The organism is Leisingera sp. ANG59 (genome assembly GCF_013317235.1).
Classification (GTDB): Bacteria; Pseudomonadota; Alphaproteobacteria; order Rhodobacterales; family Rhodobacteraceae; genus Leisingera.
In genome coordinates this window covers 1-21,301 of sequence record NZ_WLCM01000016.1, presented here as the reverse complement: position 1 = coordinate 21,301, position 21,301 = coordinate 1, and the positions used below count along the sequence as shown (strand labels likewise).

At 65.2% G+C, this 21,301-nt stretch carries 16 protein-coding genes and 1 pseudogene; 7 read left to right on the top strand and 10 right to left on the bottom strand.

Features of this window, described 5'->3' with window-relative positions:
- Positions 1-116: 116 nt before the first annotated feature.
- The 3 genes from GKC28_RS14860 to GKC28_RS14850 form a co-directional block, all read right to left on the bottom strand.
- On the bottom strand, positions 117-2,450 hold the full coding sequence (locus tag GKC28_RS14860; RefSeq protein WP_174147796.1) for a calcium-binding protein: 2,334 nt from the start codon (positions 2,448-2,450) through the stop codon (positions 117-119).
- Positions 2,451-2,631: 181 nt separating this feature from the next.
- Positions 2,632-3,264, bottom strand: coding sequence for a hypothetical protein (locus GKC28_RS14855; protein ID WP_174147794.1), 633 nt, complete (start codon positions 3,262-3,264; stop codon positions 2,632-2,634).
- Positions 3,261-4,208, bottom strand: coding sequence for a helix-turn-helix transcriptional regulator (locus tag GKC28_RS14850; protein ID WP_368041126.1), 948 nt, complete (start codon positions 4,206-4,208; stop codon positions 3,261-3,263). Before GKC28_RS14850 ends, GKC28_RS14855 begins: the two co-directional genes overlap by 4 nt.
- Positions 4,209-5,018: 810 nt before the next feature.
- Between GKC28_RS14850 and GKC28_RS14845 the strand changes: the two genes are divergently transcribed.
- Entirely contained in the window at positions 5,019-5,681 is a 663-nt protein-coding gene (locus GKC28_RS14845) for a response regulator transcription factor (protein ID WP_254604247.1), read from the top strand.
- A 285-nt stretch (positions 5,682-5,966) separates the two neighbouring features.
- Here GKC28_RS14845 and GKC28_RS14840 read toward each other — a convergent pair whose 3' ends face one another.
- Positions 5,967-7,208, bottom strand: a complete 1,242-nt coding sequence (locus tag GKC28_RS14840; RefSeq protein WP_174147790.1) for a glycosyltransferase family 4 protein — start codon at positions 7,206-7,208, stop codon at positions 5,967-5,969.
- A 158-nt stretch (positions 7,209-7,366) separates the two neighbouring features.
- On the opposite strand from GKC28_RS14840, the gene rfbC reads away from it, so the two are divergent.
- From rfbC to rfbA, 4 genes are all read left to right on the top strand, one after another.
- The gene (gene rfbC, locus GKC28_RS14835; protein ID WP_174147788.1) at positions 7,367-7,921 is read left to right on the top strand and encodes a dTDP-4-dehydrorhamnose 3,5-epimerase; all 555 of its coding nucleotides are present in this window, start codon (positions 7,367-7,369) and stop codon (positions 7,919-7,921) included.
- Positions 7,922-7,924: 3 nt separating this feature from the next.
- The gene (rfbB, locus tag GKC28_RS14830) at positions 7,925-8,977 is read left to right on the top strand and encodes a dTDP-glucose 4,6-dehydratase (RefSeq protein WP_174147786.1); all 1,053 of its coding nucleotides are present in this window, start codon (positions 7,925-7,927) and stop codon (positions 8,975-8,977) included.
- Between the two features lie 76 nt (positions 8,978-9,053).
- Positions 9,054-9,902: a dTDP-4-dehydrorhamnose reductase gene (gene rfbD / locus GKC28_RS14825; protein ID WP_174147784.1), complete on the top strand. Its 849-nt coding sequence runs from the start codon at positions 9,054-9,056 to the stop codon at positions 9,900-9,902.
- A complete protein-coding gene (rfbA, locus tag GKC28_RS14820) occupies positions 9,899-10,789 on the top strand; it encodes a glucose-1-phosphate thymidylyltransferase RfbA (RefSeq protein WP_174147782.1) in 891 nt (296 codons plus the stop codon). Before rfbD ends, rfbA begins: the two co-directional genes overlap by 4 nt.
- Before the next feature lie 18 nt (positions 10,790-10,807).
- Here rfbA and GKC28_RS14815 read toward each other — a convergent pair whose 3' ends face one another.
- Together GKC28_RS14815 and GKC28_RS14810 are read right to left on the bottom strand one after the other, a co-directional pair.
- Positions 10,808-12,112, bottom strand: a complete 1,305-nt coding sequence (locus tag GKC28_RS14815; protein WP_174147780.1) for an HlyD family type I secretion periplasmic adaptor subunit — start codon at positions 12,110-12,112, stop codon at positions 10,808-10,810.
- Entirely contained in the window at positions 12,109-13,842 is a 1,734-nt protein-coding gene (locus GKC28_RS14810; RefSeq protein WP_174147763.1) for a type I secretion system permease/ATPase, read from the bottom strand. The genes GKC28_RS14815 and GKC28_RS14810 overlap by 4 nt, the downstream gene beginning before the upstream one ends.
- Positions 13,843-14,049: 207 nt before the next feature.
- Between GKC28_RS14810 and GKC28_RS14805 the strand changes: the two genes are divergently transcribed.
- Positions 14,050-16,032, top strand: a complete 1,983-nt coding sequence (locus GKC28_RS14805) for a glycosyltransferase family 2 protein (protein ID WP_174147761.1) — start codon at positions 14,050-14,052, stop codon at positions 16,030-16,032.
- Here the strand turns inward: GKC28_RS14805 and GKC28_RS14800 are convergent, their stop codons facing one another.
- A complete protein-coding gene (locus GKC28_RS14800) occupies positions 16,033-16,749 on the bottom strand; it encodes a sulfotransferase (protein ID WP_174147759.1) in 717 nt (238 codons plus the stop codon).
- A gap of 668 nt (positions 16,750-17,417) precedes the next feature.
- Here GKC28_RS14800 and GKC28_RS14795 point away from each other — a divergent pair.
- Positions 17,418-19,241, top strand: coding sequence for a calcium-binding protein (locus GKC28_RS14795; RefSeq protein ID WP_174147756.1), 1,824 nt, complete (start codon positions 17,418-17,420; stop codon positions 19,239-19,241).
- A gap of 22 nt (positions 19,242-19,263) precedes the next feature.
- On the opposite strand, the gene GKC28_RS14790 is transcribed toward GKC28_RS14795, so the two are convergent.
- The 3 genes and pseudogenes from GKC28_RS14790 to GKC28_RS14780 all read right to left on the bottom strand — a co-directional run.
- Complete coding sequence (locus GKC28_RS14790) at positions 19,264-20,256, bottom strand: hypothetical protein (protein WP_174147754.1); 993 nt, start codon at positions 20,254-20,256, stop codon at positions 19,264-19,266.
- Between the two features lie 7 nt (positions 20,257-20,263).
- Positions 20,264-20,947, bottom strand: coding sequence for a sulfotransferase family protein (locus GKC28_RS14785; RefSeq protein WP_174147752.1), 684 nt, complete (start codon positions 20,945-20,947; stop codon positions 20,264-20,266).
- Positions 20,948-21,058: 111 nt separating this feature from the next.
- A pseudogene (locus GKC28_RS14780) lies at positions 21,059-21,301 on the bottom strand (polysaccharide export protein); the annotation flags it as partial.

Here is a 21,301-nt window from a genome sequence, read left to right as displayed (position 1 = left end):
ATCTGGAGAACAGCGCCCTGGTCCAAGGAAGCAATCCTTGGCCGGGGACCAAATCGCTGTCCTGAACCAGGGCTGGACGGGCCCGGGGTTGCCCCCGGGCCCGCCGTTCCTAAGGCTCAGAGAGCGTGACCCCAAATGTTGTCGTAGCTGTCATCGAAGCCGGTGTCGGATGTCAGCACCCGGATCGCCTCGTAAGAGCCCGCATCACCGGTGGTTACCGCATTGATGCCGACGCCGCCGATCGGGATCGCGTCCTGTCCCAGCGAGGTGAACGGCGCCTCGCGGCCAGTCAGGCCGAGGATGTTCACCGTGGCGCCGCCCGCCGTGATGGTGGTGTCGGTGCCGTTGTCGGTGACGGTGGCACCGCCGCCGTCCAGTGCAGCAAAGGCATCCTGCGCCGAGGTGCCGGTGCCGCCGCCCACATTGGTGACACGGAACAGCAGCACATCGTGGTCCTGGTCGATGTCGAAGTCCTTGATGGTGTCGGTGCCATCGGTGGAGCTGAACGCCGCGCCGTCCCAGGTCAGGTCGATGATGAAGACATCCTTGCCGTTATCGCCGTAGAGGCAGTCGTCGCCTTCGCCGCCTTTCAGGAAGTCGTTGCCGTATCCGCCCCAGAGCGTGTCATTGCCGGCGCCGCCGTCCAGGAAGTCGCTGTCGCTGCCGCCAGAGAGGCGGTCATTGTCTTCCTCGCCATAGAGGCAGTCGTTGCCGCTGTTGCCAAAGAGCGTGTCGCGGCCGATGCCGCCTTCCACCACATCGTTGCCGCGGCCGCCGTATCCGCGGTCATTGCCGCTTTCGCCGTCCAGGAAGTCATCGCCGTCATTGCCCTTCAGCTTGTCGTTGCCGGAGCCGCCCTTGACGATGTCATTGCCGGCGCCGCCGCACATGTAGTCGTGGCCGTTGCCGCCGAACATCTTGTCGTCGCCATCACCGCCGAACATAGTGTCATTGTCGCTTTCACCGAACATGGTGTCATTGCCGGTGCCGCCCTTCACGGTGTCGTCGCCGTTGCCGCCGAACAGCTTGTCATCGCCGTCATTGCCATGCACGCAGTCGTCGCCGTTGCCGCCGAACAACGTGTCATGGCCGTGGTTGCCATAGAGGCGGTCATCGCCTTCACCGCCAAAGCCCAGGTCATGGCCGCGGCCGCTGACGATCACGTCATCGCCGCCTTCACCGAACATGGTGTCATGGCCGGAGCCGCCGCGGATGCGGTCATTGCCCTCGGGTCCTTCGTCAATGGGCGTGTAGCAGTCCGGGCAGTCGACTTCCTTCAGGCCGTCGGTTGCGGCATGGGCTTGGACTTCGCCGTTCGGCTCCTCGTCGTCGCAGCAGCTCCAGTCGATGTCGTAGCCTTCTACTGCGCCATGGTCGCCGAAGATCAGGTCGCCCTGGGCACCGCCTTCCAGCACGTCGTTGTTGGAGCCGCCGCGCAGGGTGTCAATGCCGGCGCCGCCGTTGACGTCATCGCGCCCGGCGCCGCCATCCATCAGGTCGTTGCCGCGGCCGCCCTGCATCAGGTCGTCGTCGGCTTCGCCGAACATGGTGTCGTCGCCGCCCTGGCCGTCCATGGTGTCATTGCCATAGCCGCCCAGCATGCAGTCGTCGCCGTCGACCTGCTCCGTCTTGTTGCCGGTGCCGCTGTCGGCGCCGAAATCAAGGTCGTCGTTCTGCGACTGGCGTTCGTCGCCGAACATCTCATCATCGCCGGAGCCGCCGATCACCAGGTCGTCGCCGAGGCCGCCTGCCATGCGGTCATTGCCGCCCTGGCCATGCATGCGGTCGTCGCCGTCGCGGCCGTACATGGTGTCGTCGCCGTCATAGATGGTTTCGCCGGACTGGCCGTTGTCGCCCCACATGCAGTCGTCGCCGCCTTCGCCGTCCATGCAGTCGTCGCCGAGCTCGCCATAGAGGTAGTCGCCGTCATCGCCGTCGGCATAGCTGTAGTCGCCGTCGGCATCGTCGCCGAAGATCACGTCATCGCCGGTGCCGCCGAACACGCTGTCACTGTGCTCGCCGCCCAGAAGGGTGTCGTTGCCGGTTTCGCCGTCGATGTAATCGCAGCCTTCTTCGCCGTCGATCCAGTCGTCGCCGTCATCGCGGGGATCCAGCGGGTCGCCGATGCCGTCGGCATTGCCGCCGAACAGGTAGTCGTTGCCGGAGCCGCCGTAGATCTCGTCATGGCCGTCCTGGCCTTCGATGTAATCCTGGCCTTCCTCGCCATCGAGGCGGTTGTTGCGCTCGTTGCCGTAGATCGCGTCATCGCCGTGCCCGGCCGAGGCATTGTCGCCGGCGTCGTGGTCGTTGAGATCGATCACATTGCCGTCGGTGCCGCCCCACTCGGTGGTGCCGTCGTTGTAGTCCGGATCAAACTTGTTATCGCTGTAGCGGATATCGCATGTCGGATCACAGACATCCCAATCGGGATTGCGGTCTTTAATACCCATAGTAAACGTCCTCCTCATTAACTGTTCGGGGCAGGGCAGCAGTTGCTGCCTGGGTCCTGCCCCCGCCGGTGCCGCGGCCGCTCAAAGCGGTTCGGCAAAAAGGCGTCGTGTTGCCTTCCGGTGGTATTGCAGCGCAGATGCAGGGGCTGCGCTGCCCCCAAATGGGGACAAAATCAGCGCTTCAGGCCGCGCTGCCTAGCCAGCCTGCCAGGATTTGGGCGGCGGTTTCCGCCGCCTGCTGCAGCGGCTCGTGCCACCAGGCGCCTGCCGCCAGGGCGGCGCCTGCCAGAAGCGCCGCCGCCAGCGCCCCCCGCCAGCGGCGGCGCGGCTTCGGCGCGGATTGCGTCAGCGCCTCGGCCACCGCGGCCTTCAGCACCGGTTCGAACTCGATCCTGAGCGCCCCCTCCATCCGGTTCACCGCCTCCTCCAGCTGGTCGATGCGGGCGCTCAGCGTGGCCCGGTCGGCAGCCGCCTTCTGTTCGGCCCGTGCGCCGAGGCCTTCGTTCAGGGTGGTGAACATCTCTGCGATGCGCTTGTGCAGCGCCACCAGGTCGGCCTGCGCCGCCAGCGGCGGCGTGTCCGGCCCGCCCTGGCGCAGGGCATTGGCGATCTGCGCCAGCACCGCGGTGCTCAGCCGCGGCGGCTGCACCGCCTGGTTCCGGGCCCCCCGGGGCTGCGGTCCGGGGGCGGGCTTGGACTTCGCTTTGGGGTCCGGCTTGGCGTCCGGGTCCGGCCGCGCCTGCGCGGCTGCGGCGGGGCCGTCGGCCGGGGCAGGCGGGCCCTGGAAGGGCGCGCCGAGCGACAAAGTGTTCATGACACCCTCCCCAGCGAGGCCTGCCAGGTCAGCCGCTGCGCCATCTCGGCGCGGCCCGCCGACTGCAGCTTGGCCAGCACCCGCTTGGCATAGGTGTTGAAGGTCTGCTCCTTAAGGCCGGCGATATGCGCTGCCTCGCGGTTGGACAGGCCCAGTTGAATCAGCGCCGCCACCCGGGCCTCGGCCGGCGACAGGCCCATCTTCTGGGCCAGCATCTCGATGCGGCGGCGGTCGGGCTGGCGCGGCAGGATTGCCACCACCAGCGGCTGATCGGCGCCGGCGCAGCGGTAGCGGGTCAGTGACACCGGCAGCCGCATGCAGCTGCGGCGGTCCTCCAGGAACAGGATCAGCTCGCGCGGACCGCGGGCGCTGCCGCGGCGCGAGCGGGCGCATTCGGCCACCGCGGCGTAAAACCCCGCGGTTTCCTCCGGGCGGGCGCAGCTGAGGCGGCCGGACCGGTCGCTGAGCAGGTCGCCGCTGTCGAGCATGTCGCGGCCCGCTTCATTGCAGTGCAGCAGCTGCCCTTCGCTGTTGAGCACCAGCACCGCAGAGTCGGTTTTCTTGGAAATGGTCCACAGCAGTGCGCTGGTCACCGCCGCCTGGGTTTCGCCCGCCAGCTCACGCAGGGCATCCTCGCGCAGCACCGGCCAGATCGCCTGCAGGATGTCGCCGCAATGGGCGTCATGCGGGCCGCCGCCGAGCTTCAGCGCGATCAGGTCCTCGCTGCCGTCCTCGAAATCGCAGGAAAACAGCGCCCAGCCGCGGCCCCCGGCCAGATCCGCCGCCAGTGACTCCGGCAGCCGTGCCGCCAGCGCCAGCGCCGCCTTCCCCCTGGGGCGGCGCTGGCGCAGCTCCTTGGCCGCGCCGGGGTGCAGCTGCCGCCGCAGCACCGCGGCTGCACTGCCCGGGCAGGCTGCGCCCAGGTTTTCGGCACTGGTCAGCACCGGGGCCCTGCGGTGTCCCGGCTGCACCAGTGCCAATTGTGTCAGAGAAGAAATTTGCCTGTGAAGTGACCTTGAAAACAGCGTATTGCCCGTTTGCGAAACGGACGCACCCAACATACTCATGTTGCCCCCCGGCATGACATAATGAATGTCTTGAAGGTAGCACAGAGCCGTCCGGGTCAAACCGGGCAGAGGGGGTACGCCAAAGGCCGGGGCGCAGGCCGCCGGAGGCCGGAGCGGGGCGGCAAAATACCACCATGGGGGTAGCCGCCTGGGGGGGAACCAGCGAATCGCAGAAATCTATGATTGTTTTTGTGTAAAGATAAAACACCCTAAAATTGCAGTATCAGGATTGGAAACACAGTGTTTCCCTAATGGGGATAATGCCAACGGGGTACGCAAGCCGTCCCGGTTCGCTTGGAAAATCAACTGGATACGGAAAATACTCCGGGCGCGGGCGCGGGGCGCTGCCAAAAAGCACTGCTCTGGGAGGGGAAGTTTCTTAACAATAAAGGATAGATTCGCTACGGTTTATCCACAGCAATGCGCATCAGAAGTGTTTGAACGCTGGCTTGCGCTGCCTGGCCCGGAAGGTTTTTCCGGGTGTGTTCTGTATTTATCACGATCCGGAAACGGCGGCGCGGGGGCGCTGCCGGGGCCTAGGCGGCGGCAAGCAGGTGAAGTGTGTTCCGGGGTGCGGCGGCGCATTGCATAAAGACGGCCTGCCGGGGGCGGGCCAGCCATAACAGCGCTCCAGGGGGACGGGCCGGATCAGGGGTCCGGCATGTTACGAGTAAAGGAGTTTTATTGATGCCTGTTCACGTTGTGGGGGAAAGCAGGCTTCTCAGGGACATGTTTCTGACCATCTGTGAAGCAAACGACTATGAGACCGGGCGCTGCTGCGGCGCCCTGGCGGAGCTGCCGCCGCTGACCGCACCGGATATGGTGCTGTGCTACAGCCACGCCGCTGGCACAGAGCTGCAGGAGGAGCTGCAGGCCTTCCGCATCCGCAACTGCGCGGTGCCGCTTATCCTGATCACCGGCGATGACTGCCCGGCGGCCGATCAGGTGCAGCTCAGCCGCTATGCCGAGGCGGTGATCCCGGAGCGCAAGTCGGCCGGGGCGCTGATCGCGGCGCTGCAGGTGGTGCAGGACGGCTACCGCATCGTGCTGTCCGGAGCCGCGGATGCCGCGCCGGAGCTGCTGAACGGGGCGGGCCCGCAGGTGGCGGAAGCGTCGGCCGCACCGGTCCGCCAGAAAATGCGGCACGGGCTGTCGGACCGCGAACAGCTGATCCTGGCCAAGCTGACCGAAGGCGCCACCAACAAGAGCATCGCCAATGAGCTGGGCATCTGCGAGGCCACGGTGAAAGTGCATCTGCGCACCTGCTTCCGCAAGATCGGCGCCAAGAACCGCACCCAGGCCGCGCTCTGGGCCTCGGAGCAGCTGCCGCCGCAGGCGCACCGCCACTGAGTGCAGCCGCGGCCGCAGCGCCAGACATGCAACAGGCGTCCCGGCCCTGAGGCCGGAGGCGCCGCTTGCCGGATGCGGGCGGGGCCGGGGCCCGCCGCATCCGGCCGGTGCGCAAGCCCGGCGCTTGTTTTGCTGGGAGGCGCTTAAGAGGCAGGCCTGCCTCTCAAGACACCCTGCCCGTTCCGGCGCAGAACTGCCTGTCTTAGAGACTGAATGCCTTTGCCTCCGGCTGCGGCTTTATCCGCCGCGCCTCCGGCTCAGATTTTGATCCGCCGCGCCTCCGGCTCAGATTTTGATCCGCCGCGCCTCCGGCACGAGGGCATTGATCTGCGCAATATGCTCCGGCAGGCAGCGGGTCAGGAAATCATATTTCTCCACCGCATGGGCGCGGGCCGCCGGGCCGATATGGGCGTAATCGCCAGGATTGGCCAGCACATCCGCGACCTGATCGGCCAGCTTCTCCGGGCTGAAGAAATCGACCAGCAGCCCGGTCTCGCCATGGGTGATCGCCTCGCGCACCGGCGCCACATCCGCCGCCACCACCGTGGCCTGCATCGCCATCGATTCCAGCAAGGACCAGCTCAGCACAAAGGGCATGGTCAGATAGATGTGGCAGCGGCTGATCTGGATGATCCGGCAGAGATCGCCGTAAGGCACCTTGCCCAGAAAATGCACCCGGCTCCAGTCGACGCTGTCCCCCAGTTCCTCCTCCATCTCGCCGCGCAAGCCCGCGGGGTGCTTGCTCTCGGCGCCATAGGAGGTCTCGTTGCCGCCGATCATCAGGATGCGCGCATTGGGGCGCTGCGCCTGGATCCGCGGCAGCGCCCGCATCATGATGTGGAAGCCGCGGGCGCGCTCCATGTTGCGGGCGATATAGGTCACCACCTCGTCGTCGCGGGTCAGCGGCCTGTCCAGCCGCCCCAGCCCGATCGAGGCGCTGGGATCGGGGCCCAGCGTATCGGTGCGGATGCCGTCATGGCAGAGATACATACGGTCGCGGAAGCTTTCCGGGAAGCGGTCGCGCTGCCAGGCGGTGGGCACATGGCCCAGGTCCACCTGCTCGATGCTGGCGTAAGGCACGGTGTTGCGCGCCTCGGCAAAGAAATAGGCCTGGTCGTTGGCCGGGTTTTCGGGGTCAAAGCCGACCAGCCCGCCCTGGGTGCGGTAGAAATATTCGAAGAATCCGATGACGGGCACATCAGGGTAGGGGTCCTTCATGAACAGAAGCTCGCCCCAGCCGGTGTGGCCGATGATGATGTCGGGGGTGAACCCCTGCGCCTTCAGCTCGCGTGCCGCCAGCGCCGCGCCAAGGCCGGACCCGGCGGCCGCCTCCCAGTCCCTGGAGAGGCCGAAGGCATCCTTGGCGGGGGTGCGGAAGGGCTTGTAGACCACGGTTTTGATGCCCGGCAGCTGCACGCCCTGGCGCTGGGTCAGAAAGACGATTTCATGGCCGCCCTGCGCCGCCAGCCAGGGGGCAAGCTCGCGGTACTGGCCGGGCATGTTCTGATGCACAAACAGGATTTTCATGGGCTCATGCTTGCCGGGGAGGGGGCCGCGATGCAAGGCGGAGCTGTGCCGGTTTTGCTGCCGGCGCCGCGGCTGTGCCCGCGCGGCCACTGGCGCTGGCGGTCCGCGGCGGGTAGGAGAGGGATGGAAACACACAAGCGGGAGCCGGGGCAGGCGCGATGAAGATAGAAGAGACTGGATTGCCGGGGCTGATGGTGCTGACGCCGGCGCGTTATGGCGATGAGCGTGGCTTTTTCAGCGAGAGCTGGAGCCGGCGGCGGATGCGGGAGGCAGGCATCGATCTCGATTTCGTGCAGGACAATCATTCGCTGTCGGTGGCGCCGGGCATTCTGCGCGGCCTGCATTACCAGTCGCCGCCCCATGCCCAGGACAAGCTGGTGCGCTGCGGCCACGGCGCGATGTTCGACGTGGCGGTGGACATCCGCAAAGGCTCGCCTAGCTATGGGCAATGGTTCGGCATCGAGCTGACGCCGGAAAACGGCCGCCAGCTGCTGGTGCCCAAAGGGTTTTTGCATGGGTTCATCACACGGGCAGCCGATACCGAGATCATCTATAAATGCACCGATTATTATGCGCCCGAATGCGACGGTGCGGTGGCCTGGGACAGCTGCGGCATCGACTGGGGGTTCGCAGCCGCGCCGGTGCTCTCTGAGAAGGACGCTGCGGCGCCCGCGCTGGCCGATTTCGACAGCCCCTTCACCTGGGAGGGATAAGGCATGAAGCTTCTTGTGACCGGCGGCGCCGGCTTTATCGGATCCGCGGTGGTGCGGCTGGCCATCGCCCGCGGCCATCAGGTGGTGAACCTCGATGCGCTCACCTATGCCGCCTGCCTGGACAATGTGGCGGAAGCGGCTGAAAGCCCGGACTATGCCTTCGAGCACTGCGACATCCGCGACCGCGCCGCATTAGACACTGTTTTTGAGCGCCATGCCCCGGATGCGGTGATGCATCTGGCGGCCGAAAGCCATGTGGACCGCTCGATCGACGGGCCGGGCGATTTCATCGAGACCAATATCACCGGCACTTTCAACATGCTGGAGGCGGCCCGCAAGTACTGGACCCAGGCGGGCAAGCCCGAAGCCTTCCGCTTTCACCACATCTCGACCGATGAGGTCTACGGCTCGCTGCCCGCCAACCCGGAGGTGCAGTTCACCGAGGAGACCGCTTACGATCCGCGCTCGCCCTATTCGGCCAGCAAGGCCGCCAGCGATCACCTGGTCCGGGCCTGGGCCGAGACCTACGGCCTGCCGGTGCTGCTGACCAACTGCTCCAACAACTACGGGCCCTATCACTTCCCGGAGAAGCTCATTCCGGTGGTGATCCTGAATGCGCTGGCGGGAAGGCCGCTGCCGATCTACGGCGACGGCTCCAACGTGCGCGACTGGCTCTATGTGGAGGACCACGCCGATGCGCTGCTTCTGGTGGTGCAAAAGGGCGCGTTGGGCCGCTCCTACAACATCGGCGGCGAGAACGAGCGGTCGAACCTGGAGCTGGTCAACACCCTCTGTGAAATCCTGGATGAGAAACGCCCGCGTGAGGATGGAAGGTCTTACAAGGACCAGATCACCTTTGTCACCGACCGCCCGGGCCATGATGCGCGCTATGCCATTGACCCCAGCCGCATCCGCGAGGAGATGGGCTGGCGCCCCTCGGTGACGGTTGAGGAGGGGCTGGAGAAGACCGTGCAGTGGTATCTCGACAATGAGAGCTGGTGGCGCGCTCTGCAGGACCGCGACGGCGTCGGCCAGCGGCTGGGCACCGGCAAGTGAGCGCGAATATGCCACTGAGGGCAGCGCCCGGCCCGACGGGGTGGAAGCGCAGGGCGGGAGATTTTGGAGAGTGCAAATGATCCTGGTTTTCGGCGAAACCGGCCAGCTGGCGCGGGAATTGGCGGCGCAGGGCGGCACAGTCTGCCTCGGGCGCGATCTAGCGGACTTCACCGACCCATACGGCCCGGTGGCACGGGTGGAGGATACCGGGGCCGATGCCGTGATAATCGCAGCAGCATATACTGCTGTGGACAAGGCGGAGAGCGAAGAAGATCTGGCCACCACCGTCAATGCGGAAGCTCCCGGTGCCATTTCACGGGCCTGTGCGGCGCGCGGGCTGCCGGTGGTTTATGTCTCCACTGATTACGTCTTTGACGGCAGCGGTGAAGCGCCCTGGCAGCCCGGCGATGCCCCCGCGCCGCTCAATGCCTATGGCCGCTCCAAGCTGGCGGGCGAGGAGATGGTGCGCGCAGCAGGCGGAACCTACGCGATCCTGCGCACCTCCTGGGTGGTGTCGGCGCATGGGAACAACTTCGTCAAGACCATGCTGCGCCTGGGCAAGGAACGGGAGCGGCTGACCATCGTCGCGGACCAGACCGGCGCGCCGACGCCGGCGCGGGACATTGCCGCCGCCTGCCTGGAGATCGCGCGGCAGCTGATCAAGGACCCGGGCAAATCCGGCACCTATCATTTTGCAGGCGGGCCTGAGACCAGCTGGGCAGATTTCGCGCGCGAAATCTTTGCCCAGGCGGATGTGGCTTGCACGGTGGAGGACATCCCCACCTCCGCCTATCCGACGCCGGCGGCGCGGCCCTTGAATTCAAGGCTCGATTGCACCGCATTAGACACTGTTTTTGGTATCCCGCAGCCGGACTGGCGGCTGGGGTTGAATGATATTCTGAAGGATTTGGGAGAGCTCTCATGACAGAAGGCAAGCCCGGCTCGGGTCGAAAAGGCATCATCCTGGCAGGCGGCTCCGGCACGCGGCTCTATCCGATCACCATGGCGGTGTCGAAACAGCTGCTGCCGCTCTATGACAAGCCGATGATCTACTATCCGCTCAGCGTGCTGATGCTGGCGGGCATCCGCGAGATCTGCGTCATCACCACGCCGCAGGACCAGGAGCAGTTCATCCGCCTCTTGGGCGACGGCAGCCAGTGGGGGGTGGAGCTGACCTATGTGGTGCAGCCCTCGCCCGACGGGCTGGCGCAGGCCTTCATCCTGGCCGAGGAGTTCCTCGCAGGCGCCCCCTCGGCGCTGGTGCTGGGCGACAACATCTTCTTCGGCCATGGCTTGCCGAAACGGCTGGCGGCGGCAGATGAAAAGACCGCCGGCGGCACCGTCTTCGGCTATCACGTGGCTGATCCCGAACGCTATGGTGTGGTGGCCTTCGACAGCGGCGGCCGCGCCCGCGAGATCATCGAAAAGCCCAAGGAGCCGCCCTCGAACTACGCGGTCACCGGGCTTTATTTCCTCGACGGCACCGCGCCGGAGCGGGCGCGCCGGGTCAAACCCAGCCCGCGCGGTGAGCTGGAGATCACCGACCTGCTGCAGATGTACCTAAGCGAAGGCCTGCTCTCGGTGGAAACCATGGGGCGCGGCTATGCCTGGCTCGACACCGGCACCCACGGCTCGCTTTTGGATGCGGGCAATTTCGTGCGCACGCTACACGAGCGCCAGGGGCTGCAGTCGGGCTGCCCCGAGGAGATTGCCTGGCAGCTGGGCTGGATCGATGCCGCGCAGCTGCAGGCGCGGGCAGAGCTGTTTGCCAAGAATTCCTACGGCGCCTATCTGGAGCGGCTGCTGAGGTAGTGCCTTTGCTGGCTCGTCCTAGCTTTCGCGGAAGGCTTTGTTGAAGTAATCCGCCAGCGGCTTGACCAGATAGCCCAGCGGCGAGCGGTCGGCTGTGCGGATGTAGCTTTCCACCGGCATCCCCGGGATCAGCACTGTGCCCGCAGGCAGGCGGCCCTGCTCCCCGGAGTTGAGTTCAATCTCGGCCCGGTAATAGGTCAGGCCGCTGCCCTCGTCCTCGAACGCGTCCGCCGAGACCTGGGTCACGCGGCCGAACAGCTCCGGTGTCGAGCGCTGATCCAAGGCCGAGAACCGCAGCGTCACTTCCTGCCCGGTGAACAGCTGGTCGATGTCGGTCGGCGCAACCTGCGCTGCAATCACCAGCGGTCGGTCTTGCGGCACCAGGTAAAGCACAGGGTCGGCCGGGCGGATCACCGATCGAGGGGTCTGCACCTGCAGCCCGTAGACAACACCCGAGACCGGTGCGGTGATGTCCAGCCGCGCCAGCCGCTGCTGGAGGGAGCGGCGGGTTTCGGCCAGTTCCAGCTCCCGGTAGCGCAGGTCACGCAAGCGGGTGATCGCCTCCTCACGCTGGCCAGTGCCCAGCTTTAGGATCTCAATATCGATCTCGGTGATCCGCCCCTCAGCCTGCGCCTCTGCGGCGACCAGCTCGCCCAGCTGCCCGTCCAGGCTGGCCTGCGTGCGGCGCAGGTTCAGAACCGTCGCTGCCTGTGCCAGACCGCGGTCCAAGAGTGATTGCTGGTTGCCCAGTTCCTCACCGATCAGATCCAGCTGCACCTTCATGGATTTCTGCTGCGCCTGGATCCCGCGGATCTGCTCCTGGATCTGCGCCCGGCGTTTCTCAAGCTGCTCGATCTCACGTGCGGTGGTGTCCCTGCGGGCCTGGAACAGCCGCCGCTGGCCTTCGACCAGTTCCTTGACCTCCGGCTGGGCTTCGGCAGCCTCCAACAGCTCCCGATCAAAGGTGACCTCCGCCGCCTCGTCCCGCTCCGCCTCCAGCCGGCCGCGCCGCGCCATCAGCTCGAACAGCTGGCCTTCCACGATCACCAGCTGCGAGGTCAGCTCGTTGGCGTCCAGCCGGATCAGGGTATCTCCTTCGGCAACCGTATCGCCCTCATCCACCAGGATTTCGTCAACAATGCCGCCATCCAGATGCTGCACCACCTGCCGGTTGCGGTCGACCTCGATCCGCCCCGTCGCCACCACCGCGCCGGATATCGACGACAGCACCGACCAGGAGCCGAAGCCGCCGACCAGCACCACCATGGCCAGCAGGCCGATGATCAGCGGCCCGCGCGCGGGCCATTTGCTTTCGATGCTCATCGCACGCCTCCTGCGCCGGTTGCCTGGCGGATGTTCTGATGGTTGGCGACCATTTCCTGCAGCACCTTGTCCTTGGGGCCAAAGGCGGTCTGGGTGCCCTTGTCGATCACTAGCAGCATGTCGCATTCCTGGATCGCGGCCGGGCGGTGCGCCATGATCAGCACCGAGCGCCCCTCGGCCTTGATCTGCTTGATCGCCTGGTTGAGCGCGATCGAGCCCTCGTTGTCGAGGTTGGAGTTCGGCTCGTCCAGGATCACGATCACCGGATCGGCATAGAGCGCCCGCGCCAGGCCAACCCGCTGCATCTGGCCGCCCGACAGCCGCCCGCCGGTGGCGGTGACCTTGGTGTCATAGCCCTCGGGCAGCTTCAAGATCATCTCATGGGCGGCCGCCTTTTGGGCCGCTTCCACCACCTTGGCGGCATCCGGCTCCGGCTGCAGCCGGGCGATGTTCTGGGCGATGGTGCCGTCAAACACCTGCACCCGCTGCGGCAGATAGCCGATATGGCCGCCCAGCACATCCGGCGCATACTGGTCCAGTGCCGCCCCGTCCAGCCGCACCGAGCCCGCGGCCGGCGGCCAGACCCCGGTCAGTGCCCGCGCCAGTGTCGACTTGCCCGACCCCGACGGCCCGATCACCCCGATCGCCTGGCCCGGCTGCACCCGGAAGCTCACGTTGCGCAGTAGCGGCGTCTTGCTGCCGGGCGGCACCACCGCCATCCCCTGCACTTCCAGGAGCGCCTTGGGCTTGGGCAGCGCGGTGCGGGTCTCCTCCTCCGGCACCTTGGCCAAAAGCTCGGCCAGGCTGTGCCAGCCCTTCATCGCCCGCTGCACCAGCGCCCATTGGCCCAGGCCCAGCTCGATCGGCGCCAGGGCCCGGCCCATCAGGATCGAGCCTGCGATCATCGCCCCCGGCGTCACCTCGCCCTGCAGCACCAGATAGGCGCCCAGGCCCAGCATCGCCGACTGCAAAAACAGCCGCAGCGTCTTGGTCAGCGTGGTGAAGCCGCCGCCGGTGTCATTGGCCGCCACGCTGTCGGTGAGCGCCGCATTGCGGGCTTGTTTCCAGCGGCTGAAGGCGGCACCGCGCATGCCCATCGACTGGATCATCTCCGCCTCGTTGCGGATCTCCTCGGACATCAGATTGGCCTTGTGGCCGGTCATATTGGCCTGCTGCATCGGCGCCCGGGTGAAGACCTGGTTGAACAGCGCAATCACCACCAGCACCGCGCCGCCCGCCAGCGCCAAAAGCCCGAGCCAGGGGTGGAACAGGGCGATGCCTGCCAAGAACACCGGCGTCCAGGGCAGGTCGAAGGCGGCAGTCAGCACCGGCGAGGCAATCAGCCGCTGCACCGATTCCAGGTCCTGCAGCCCGGTCTGCGCCACCGGATCCTGCGCCACCGCCGACCGCTGGATCATCGCATCGAACACCCGTTTGTCGAGCGCCGCCTGCAGCCGCGCCCCCACCCGCGCCATGATCCGGCCGCGGGCAAAATCCAAAAGCCCCATCATGCCGTAGAGAAAGACAACCAGCAGCGACAGCGCCAGCAGCGTCGCCTCCGACCGGCTGCCCAGCACCCTGTCATAGACCTGCATCATGTACAGAGGTCCGGTCAGCATCAGCAGGTTCACGAAAAAACTGAAGACCCCGGTGAACCAGTACAGGCCGCGGCTCTGCTGCCGCACCGCGCGAAGCTCGTCATAGCCGTTCTTATAAATGATTTTATTCATGGTCAGGGACATGGACCTTGTGCCAGGGTCTGCGGTCCCGGTCAGGGACGCGCGCATCTATGTGCCAAACCGCGCGCAATGAAAACCGGTTTTTGCTCCCGGTAGCACCATTGCGGTGACAGGGCTGGCATTCCGGGAAAAAACGCGGCATGGAACCGGGGAGGAGGCCGGGACGGCCTGATGTGCAGCAGACCGGAGACTGAGCCGTTGACATGTCCAAAGCTTACGATGACGCTGCTGGTGCGCAACGAAGCGGATATCCTAGCTGACAACATCCGGTTTCATCACGCCATGGGCGTCAGCAGTTTCATCGTGATGGACAATCTCTCCACCGATGCCACCCCGGAGATCATTCAGGCGCTTTCGCAGGACCTCGACATCGAGTATCTGCACCAGCCCGCCGATGACTACAATCAGCGGGAATGGGTCACGGCGATGGCGCGCAAAGCGGCGGCAGAGCACGGTGCGGATTGGGTCATCAACAACGATGCGGATGAGTTCTGGCTGCCGGATAGCGGCGATCTGCAGGATTTTTGCGCATCCCTGCCGGAGGCCGCGGGGACGGTGATAGTACCGCGCCACAACGCGGTTGTGCCCGCGGTCCCAGGGGCCCTGCTTGCCGGGCGCTGCGGGCCACGGATTACGGAGCTGTTCGAGCGGGAGAGCTGCAATGCTGAAGGGCAGCCGCTGCCCCGCAAAGTGCTGCACCGGGCTTCGGCAACCGCGGAGGTGGCGCAGGGCAGCCACCGCGTCAGCAATGTGCCAGGCTATGCCAGTGACGGCCAGGGCAGAATCCGGATCCTGCATTACCCCTGCCGGGCGCTGGCCCAGTACAAGGACAAGATCCGCCTGGGCGGCGCTGCTTATGCCCGCAATACCGCCTTGCCGACCCGCGCCGGGGCGATCTGGCGGGCGCAATATGAGGGGCTGGAACGCGGTGCGGTGGAGCAGTTTTGGCGTGATCTAGCGCTGGCGCCGGAAGAGCAGGAGATCGGTCTCTTGCGCGGTGATCTGATGCGGGACGGCCGGGTGGCCGGTTTTTTTCAGCAGGAGGACCGCTGCGCCGCCCGGAACGCGTTGCTGGCGGCCTGTAAGGACCTGCTGGTGCACAGCCGCGGGATGGCAGATGAGTTTGCCAAGTCCCAAGCGGAACTGATTGCCCGGGTGCCGCGGGAGCAGCGCTGGGAGCGGCCGATGTATTACAATCTGCGTTTCGCCGTCCGCAGCGCCCAAGCGCATCTGGAGCAGCTGGAGGTGTTGACAGACGGCGAGGACGCAGCGGCGCTCTGCGCCCGCTTCGGGCGCTTGCGCGATGTATTCTCGCTGTTTCCCCGCAACAGGCATCTGCCCGCCTTCCTGGCCCGGCTGCTGGAGCTGGCATCTCCGCTGGATGTGCAGCGTCTGCGTGCCGATTGCGCGGGCAAGCGGGTGATCCTGCATACCAGTTGCCATCCGCGGCTGCAGGAAACGCGCCGGAGCGTGGCGTCGTTTGCCGCATTGGGACAGGAAAACTATCATCACATCATCCTGCTGGGGAGCCGGGATGCGCGCCCGGAACAGGACACCGGCCTGACGCTCAGCTATGACGGGCAGGTGCTGCAGGTGCCCGCCCCCGATACCTATGAAGGTCTGCACCGGAAATTGTTTTATTCCTACATGCTGCTGGATTTGCTGACCGCTCCGGCGCAGGTGGTTAAAATTGACGACAATATCCTGCTGCAGGATGCCGACCGCTTTGCCGCCTGCCTGGACCGGGTGGCGGACAAGGGCGCAGCTTATGCCGGGCGGCGGGTCGGCACCCGGCGCCATCAGGACCAGTGGCATGGCTGGCACCTGGGCAAATGCGCCGGTCCGGAGGTGGAAATGCGCGGCTATCAGTACCCGCTGCCACGGGATTACGCGGCGGGTGGCTACGGCTATGTGCTGGGCCCGGAGGGGCTGGCCGCCTGCAGCTATATGTATCTGGCGATGAAGGAATTTTTCGCAATGCCCGCGGTCGGTCTGGAGGATGCCTGCGTGGGCCATGCCATCTATGCCCAGCGGCTGGAGCTGATGGACATCTCGCAGGGACACGGGCTCTTGGCGATGCCGGGGCTGACCACCAAGGAGCGCCAGCGCCTGGAGGCGGAACGGGCAGAGTGGGAGATGCCGCTGGGTGCGGCGAATCCGCAGGCCGGATCCGGTGCCTGATCAGGGCTTGCCGACCGGCTTTTGCCATTTCATGTGCAGCAGTTTGCGCTCCAGCACCGCTTCCACCAGATCCAGATCAAAGGGTTCGCCCAGGAAGGCAAACAGCGCCCTCCAGGCCGCGGGATCTCTGGCGTAGTCGTTGTAATGCATCGCCAGGCAGCGGCCGGGATGCGCCGCCTGCCAGCGGCTGTACAGGGCCTCCGCCGTCTGTAGCTGCTCCAGCACCGCGGCGCGTTTCATGCCGCGCCACCAGCCGGAGTTGCGCACCTCCTCGTGGTCGCGGGTGTTGAAGATGAAATGCGCCCGCGGCATGTATTTTGCCAGAAACTCCAGCATCGGCGGAAACAGCGCCGGATCCTCGTGCCAGCGGATTTCCTTGAACCCGGTCACCCGCGTGTCCGGTCCGGGCCGCAGCACCTGGCGCAGAAAGGATTCGGCCAGATCGCGGCCAAACCGGTCCGCGTCGATCGCCTCATAGCCGTACCAGGGCTGATGCGGGCCGGACGGCGTGCCCCGCGCGCGCATCGACGCCGCCTGCTCCGAGTGCCGCAGCCCGTGCCAGGCGCGCACCAGCGGCGCCAGCAGATTGGCGTTCTCGCCGCGCAAGGCATAGCCCGGCAGCGCATTCAGCATGTTCTGCAAGAGCGTCGAACCGGATCGCCCGTAGGTGATGATGAACACCGTTTTCCCGATCTGCCCGCACCGGTCTTTCGCCATCTTCCGCCTCCTTTGCGCCCCTGCCGTTCCTAGGTCTTCGGGCGGCAAAACCCAAGCCCGGAATGCCGCGCTCCCCATGGCCGTCCCCGTCTGATGCAGGTTGTGCGAAATGCGAACTACTGCCGCTTGGGAATAAATATACTAAGGTTGTGCTAATACATTCTGAAGAATCGTGTTGCCCGCCGGATGTTGCAGCCTGGGAATGCAGGTTTGACCCGACACTCTCTCTGTTTCCCTTGATTTACCGCTTTGGGGGTAGCGGAATCAAATCAGGCCGGCCTGCGTGGAAATGATGGAAATTTTATCTTAAGAAGATCAACCTTTGGATAAGTTTCCGTGATTGCGCCCGAACCGCTTGTTTTGTTGCAGCCGCGCCGCAGTTTTCCCGGCTGACAGATGCGGCGCAGCGTCACCCGCGAATCCCTTGTAAAGAGAACGGAAAATGGGTCTATTGACCGCGCGCAATGCCGTCGCAACCTCGGAGCCGTCAGCGGGAGACAGCAAAGTGAGCAGTTTTGGTGACACTCCTCATGCGGGTGGACGCGTCTATGGGAGCAGTGCTTGACATGCAAGCAAGGCGCCTGATAGCGGAAGTGCAAAGCGCCCATTAGGGGTATGCGCTTTCTGGATGTAATTAAAGATAGCTCTCAAGCAGGAGACTAAAGAATATGGCAACTTTCAACGGGACACCTGGCGCTGACCAGATTGCAGGTACCAATGATGATGACATCATCACTGGCTTGGCAGGTGCGGACGAAATCAATGGTGCGGACGGCAACGACGACATCGATGGCGGCGCAGGCGCAGACGTGATCGTCGGCGGCGCAGGCAACGACACCATCGACGGCGGCGCCGGTGCGGACAACGTCGACGGCGAAGCGGGCGACGATACCTTCGCCGGCCCGAACGATGCCGGCGACACCATCACCGGCGGCGATGGCACCGACACCCTGATTGCAGACCTGGCAGACGGCGAAGACCTGAGCTTTGGTGCGGCTGATGTCGTGAACGGTGTGGCCCTGACCGGCGCAACCATCACCGGCATCGAGCGGGTGCAGGTGTCTAACGCGAATAACTTCGTGATCGACCTTGAAAGCGGCGCAGACCAGTATTTTGCCTTCGACCAGTCGCTGACCAGCAACGACTACGCAGCCACCACTGCGACGGACATCGTTGGTGCAGTCTATGCCGGCGCAGACGACAGCATCACAGCTGACGGCACCGCGGCCTTTGACGAAGCCTCCGGCATCGTCATCAACGGCACCACCTACGCGTCCGGTGACACCTACACCACCGCAACCGGCGGCACCGTGGCGATCACCTTCGCCGCAGGCGAGTGGCAGCTCAACTACACCGCAGCACAGCAGTCCACCATCGAGGCGGGCAGCACCGTTGAAGACGAAGTCCTGTCGGTTCAGATGACCGAAGCAGACTCCGGCGACCTGAACACCGTTGACGTCCAGGTGACCCTGAACAGCGCCATCGGTGCAGACGTCGACCTGTCGGGTGAAACCGATGACTTCACCCTGAACGGCAGCGCAGCTGTAAACGTTCTGGAAAGCGGTGACGGCAACGACACCATCGTTGGCGGCGCAGGCGGCGACACCATCACCCTGAACCAGGGCAACAACCGCGTTTGGGCCGGTGCGGATGACGATGCTGCCGACACCATCGTTGTGACCGGCGACGGCGACAACATCATTGCTGGCGGCGTAGGTGCCGATGACATTGACATCGACGGCGACGGAGCTAACCAGGCCTGGGGCGGCGCTGATGCGGATCTCATCGAAATCGCAGCAACCGCAGATGGCAACAACATCGTCGGCGGCGGCGCAGGTGCCGACAACCTGGACGTTGCGGGTACAGGCGACAACGCAGTCTGGGGCGGCGATGACGCAGATGACATCGATGTGACCGGTGACGGCGCCAACACCATCGGCGGCTCCGATGGTCTGGACAACATCCAGATCGATGGCGACGGCAACAACACCATCTTCGGCGGCAACGATGATGATGCGGATATCATCACCATCAATGGTGACGGCAACAACACCATCTACGGCGGCGGCACCACCGCAGGTCTCGGCGCAGGCAGTGACAACCAGATTGCCATCAGCGGCACTGGCGCCAACACCGTTTACAACGGCGGCGGCGACGATTCTGTGGTGATTGCAGACACCGCAGTCGGTGCCAACGTGCTGTATGCAAGTGCAGGTGACGATACCTTCGACTTCAGCACCTCCGGTGTTGGCACCATCATCGTGGAAGACGGCTCTGGTGCGGACAGCATCGACGGCTTCCGCTTCGACGGCGGCACTCTGGTCGACCTGTCGGCTCTGGGCTTTGCCGATGCAGATGATGTTATCAACAGCATGACCGATACCGGCGCTGACGTGTCGCTGTTCGTGACTGCAGGCCAGACCCTTACCTTCGAAGGTGTTGACCTGACTGACTTCCAGTCCGCAGACCCGGCAGACTGGCTGATCCTGTAATCCAGACGGGATTTTGAGAGAGCTAGAGAAAAGGGCCCCTCCGGGGGCCCTTTTTGCATGCGGCGCCGGCCTCGGCCGCCGCTGCAATGCGGCGCCACCAGTAGTCCAGCGACAAGCGCTGGCGCAGCGCGGCGCGCGCCGCCCCGTCCATCCGCGGGCAGGCCCAGGCGTGCCAGCGCTGCAACTGGCCGGGGTTGATGCTGCCCGGCAGCCACCCCGACACTTGAATAACCGGCAACTGGCCATAGGCCTCCGCCAGGCTGGGCGCGTGGATGAGCGGCACCGCGCCCTGAATCAGCGCAGCCCAGGCCTTGGGCGAGGGATCCAGCCCGCCACCCTGCGCGCAGATCACAAAGGCATGGGTGCACAACAGCTGGCCGAACTCCGTTTCCGAAATCTCATCCTCCACCACCGTTGTCCAGCTGCGCCAGGGGCCGCGGGCCAGCGCGCTTACCTGGCGGCGGACCTCCCACTGTGCCCCCTCGCGCACCCGGTGAGCGCAAAGCACCCGCAACGGGCGGGTGGCCAGCGGCGGCACCTCGGGCAGAACCAATGGCTGCGCGGCGTCGCCATCGGGAAAGACCAATCCCAATGGCAAGGGTGCCATCTTCGGATGGCTGGCATCGTCGAGGTTTTCGGCAAACCAACGGATCAGCAGCGGGCTGTCCAGGATGGCCTGGATCGCGGCGCACTCCGCCATGTTGAACTTGCGCCAGCGCTGATCCGTCTGCCGGGGCAGGGTGATGTCCTCGGAGCCGCTAATCAGCACAAACGGCGCTGTCAGCCGTGGCAGTACTTCATGGGCGAAATGTAAAAGCGCCGGGAAGGGCGCGCGCAGCGACAGGAATATATGACGCGGCGGGCCGGACCGCTGCGCGACCTCGCGGATCTTCGGTTTGTGCCAGTCCGACAAGATCACATGATCGCAGCGTGCCGCCAGTCCGGAGATCCGGCAGGAATCTGCACCCAGGCCCTTGGGGAACAGACGGGTGGAGAGAACTGGTGCGGATGTCATGGCGCCGCTAATCCGCGCGGGCGGCCTCGCGCAGGGCGGCGAGGGTCCGGTCGACCTCTGCGGGCAGCGCCAGTTCCGGCGCCTTGCCGCTGTTGCGCGGAATACTCGCATCAAAGAAGGCAGGCGCCGTTGGCGGTGTAAGACCTGCGTGGGAAATCAGGCGGGAAATGCCTGATCGCATCACCTCCGGGTCCGGAACGAATTCCATCACCGGCACGCCGTGGTCACGGTGCAGCTCCAGCAGGCGACGGTTGTAGGCGTTCCAGATCCGAAAGCCCTTTTCTAGCTCGAAGCCGTTCCGGTCCTGAATCGAAAGCGCCACCTCGCGGGGGTCTCGAAAGATGCCGACCCCCGTCCAATCGGGCAGCGCTTCGATCCATTCCTGCGCCACCAGCAGCGTGCGTGGTTCCTTGAAGCCCCAGGCTCCCTGGCCGCGGCGGGAGTCGATGAACAGGTCGCGTACCGATTTGTGCAACGGTTGCCAGCTGATCTGCTCTGGCGGTTCGTGCCAGGCCCCACCGTTGGCTTCTAGCAGGTTCTCATGCATGTACACGAGGGCCGAGGGTTCCTGTAACCCCTTGGGATTCAGGCCAAAACCATGGTCAAGCACACGTCCCATATAGAGACCCGCTTCGCGAAAACTGCCCGCCAACGCACTGGTGCCGCTGCGGTGCATGCCAAGGATCAGCACACAGCGCCCGATCTGCGGCTCTGTTGCGGTGCCGGAACTGGGACCCGGGTCCGGGCGGGTTATGCCTGCCCGGAATTTGGTGAGGAAATCAAAAATCATCGGGGGAACCGGTTACTCGATCACGCCGGCGCGGCTGAAGACGCCGAAGAAGTTGCCGAAGATGTTGGAGATGGTAAGCGCATCGTTGATCGGGGATTCGGTGGCCATCACCAGGTCGCCCGGGTTGATCCGGAACTGGCGCGCCGAGAACAGCCCGTCCGCCGAGGTGAGGTCCAGCGAGAACACCACCCGCTGCTGACGCGGCCCGCGCACCCCAGGCGCCACTGCCGAGGCAGGGTATTCGCGCAGGATCAG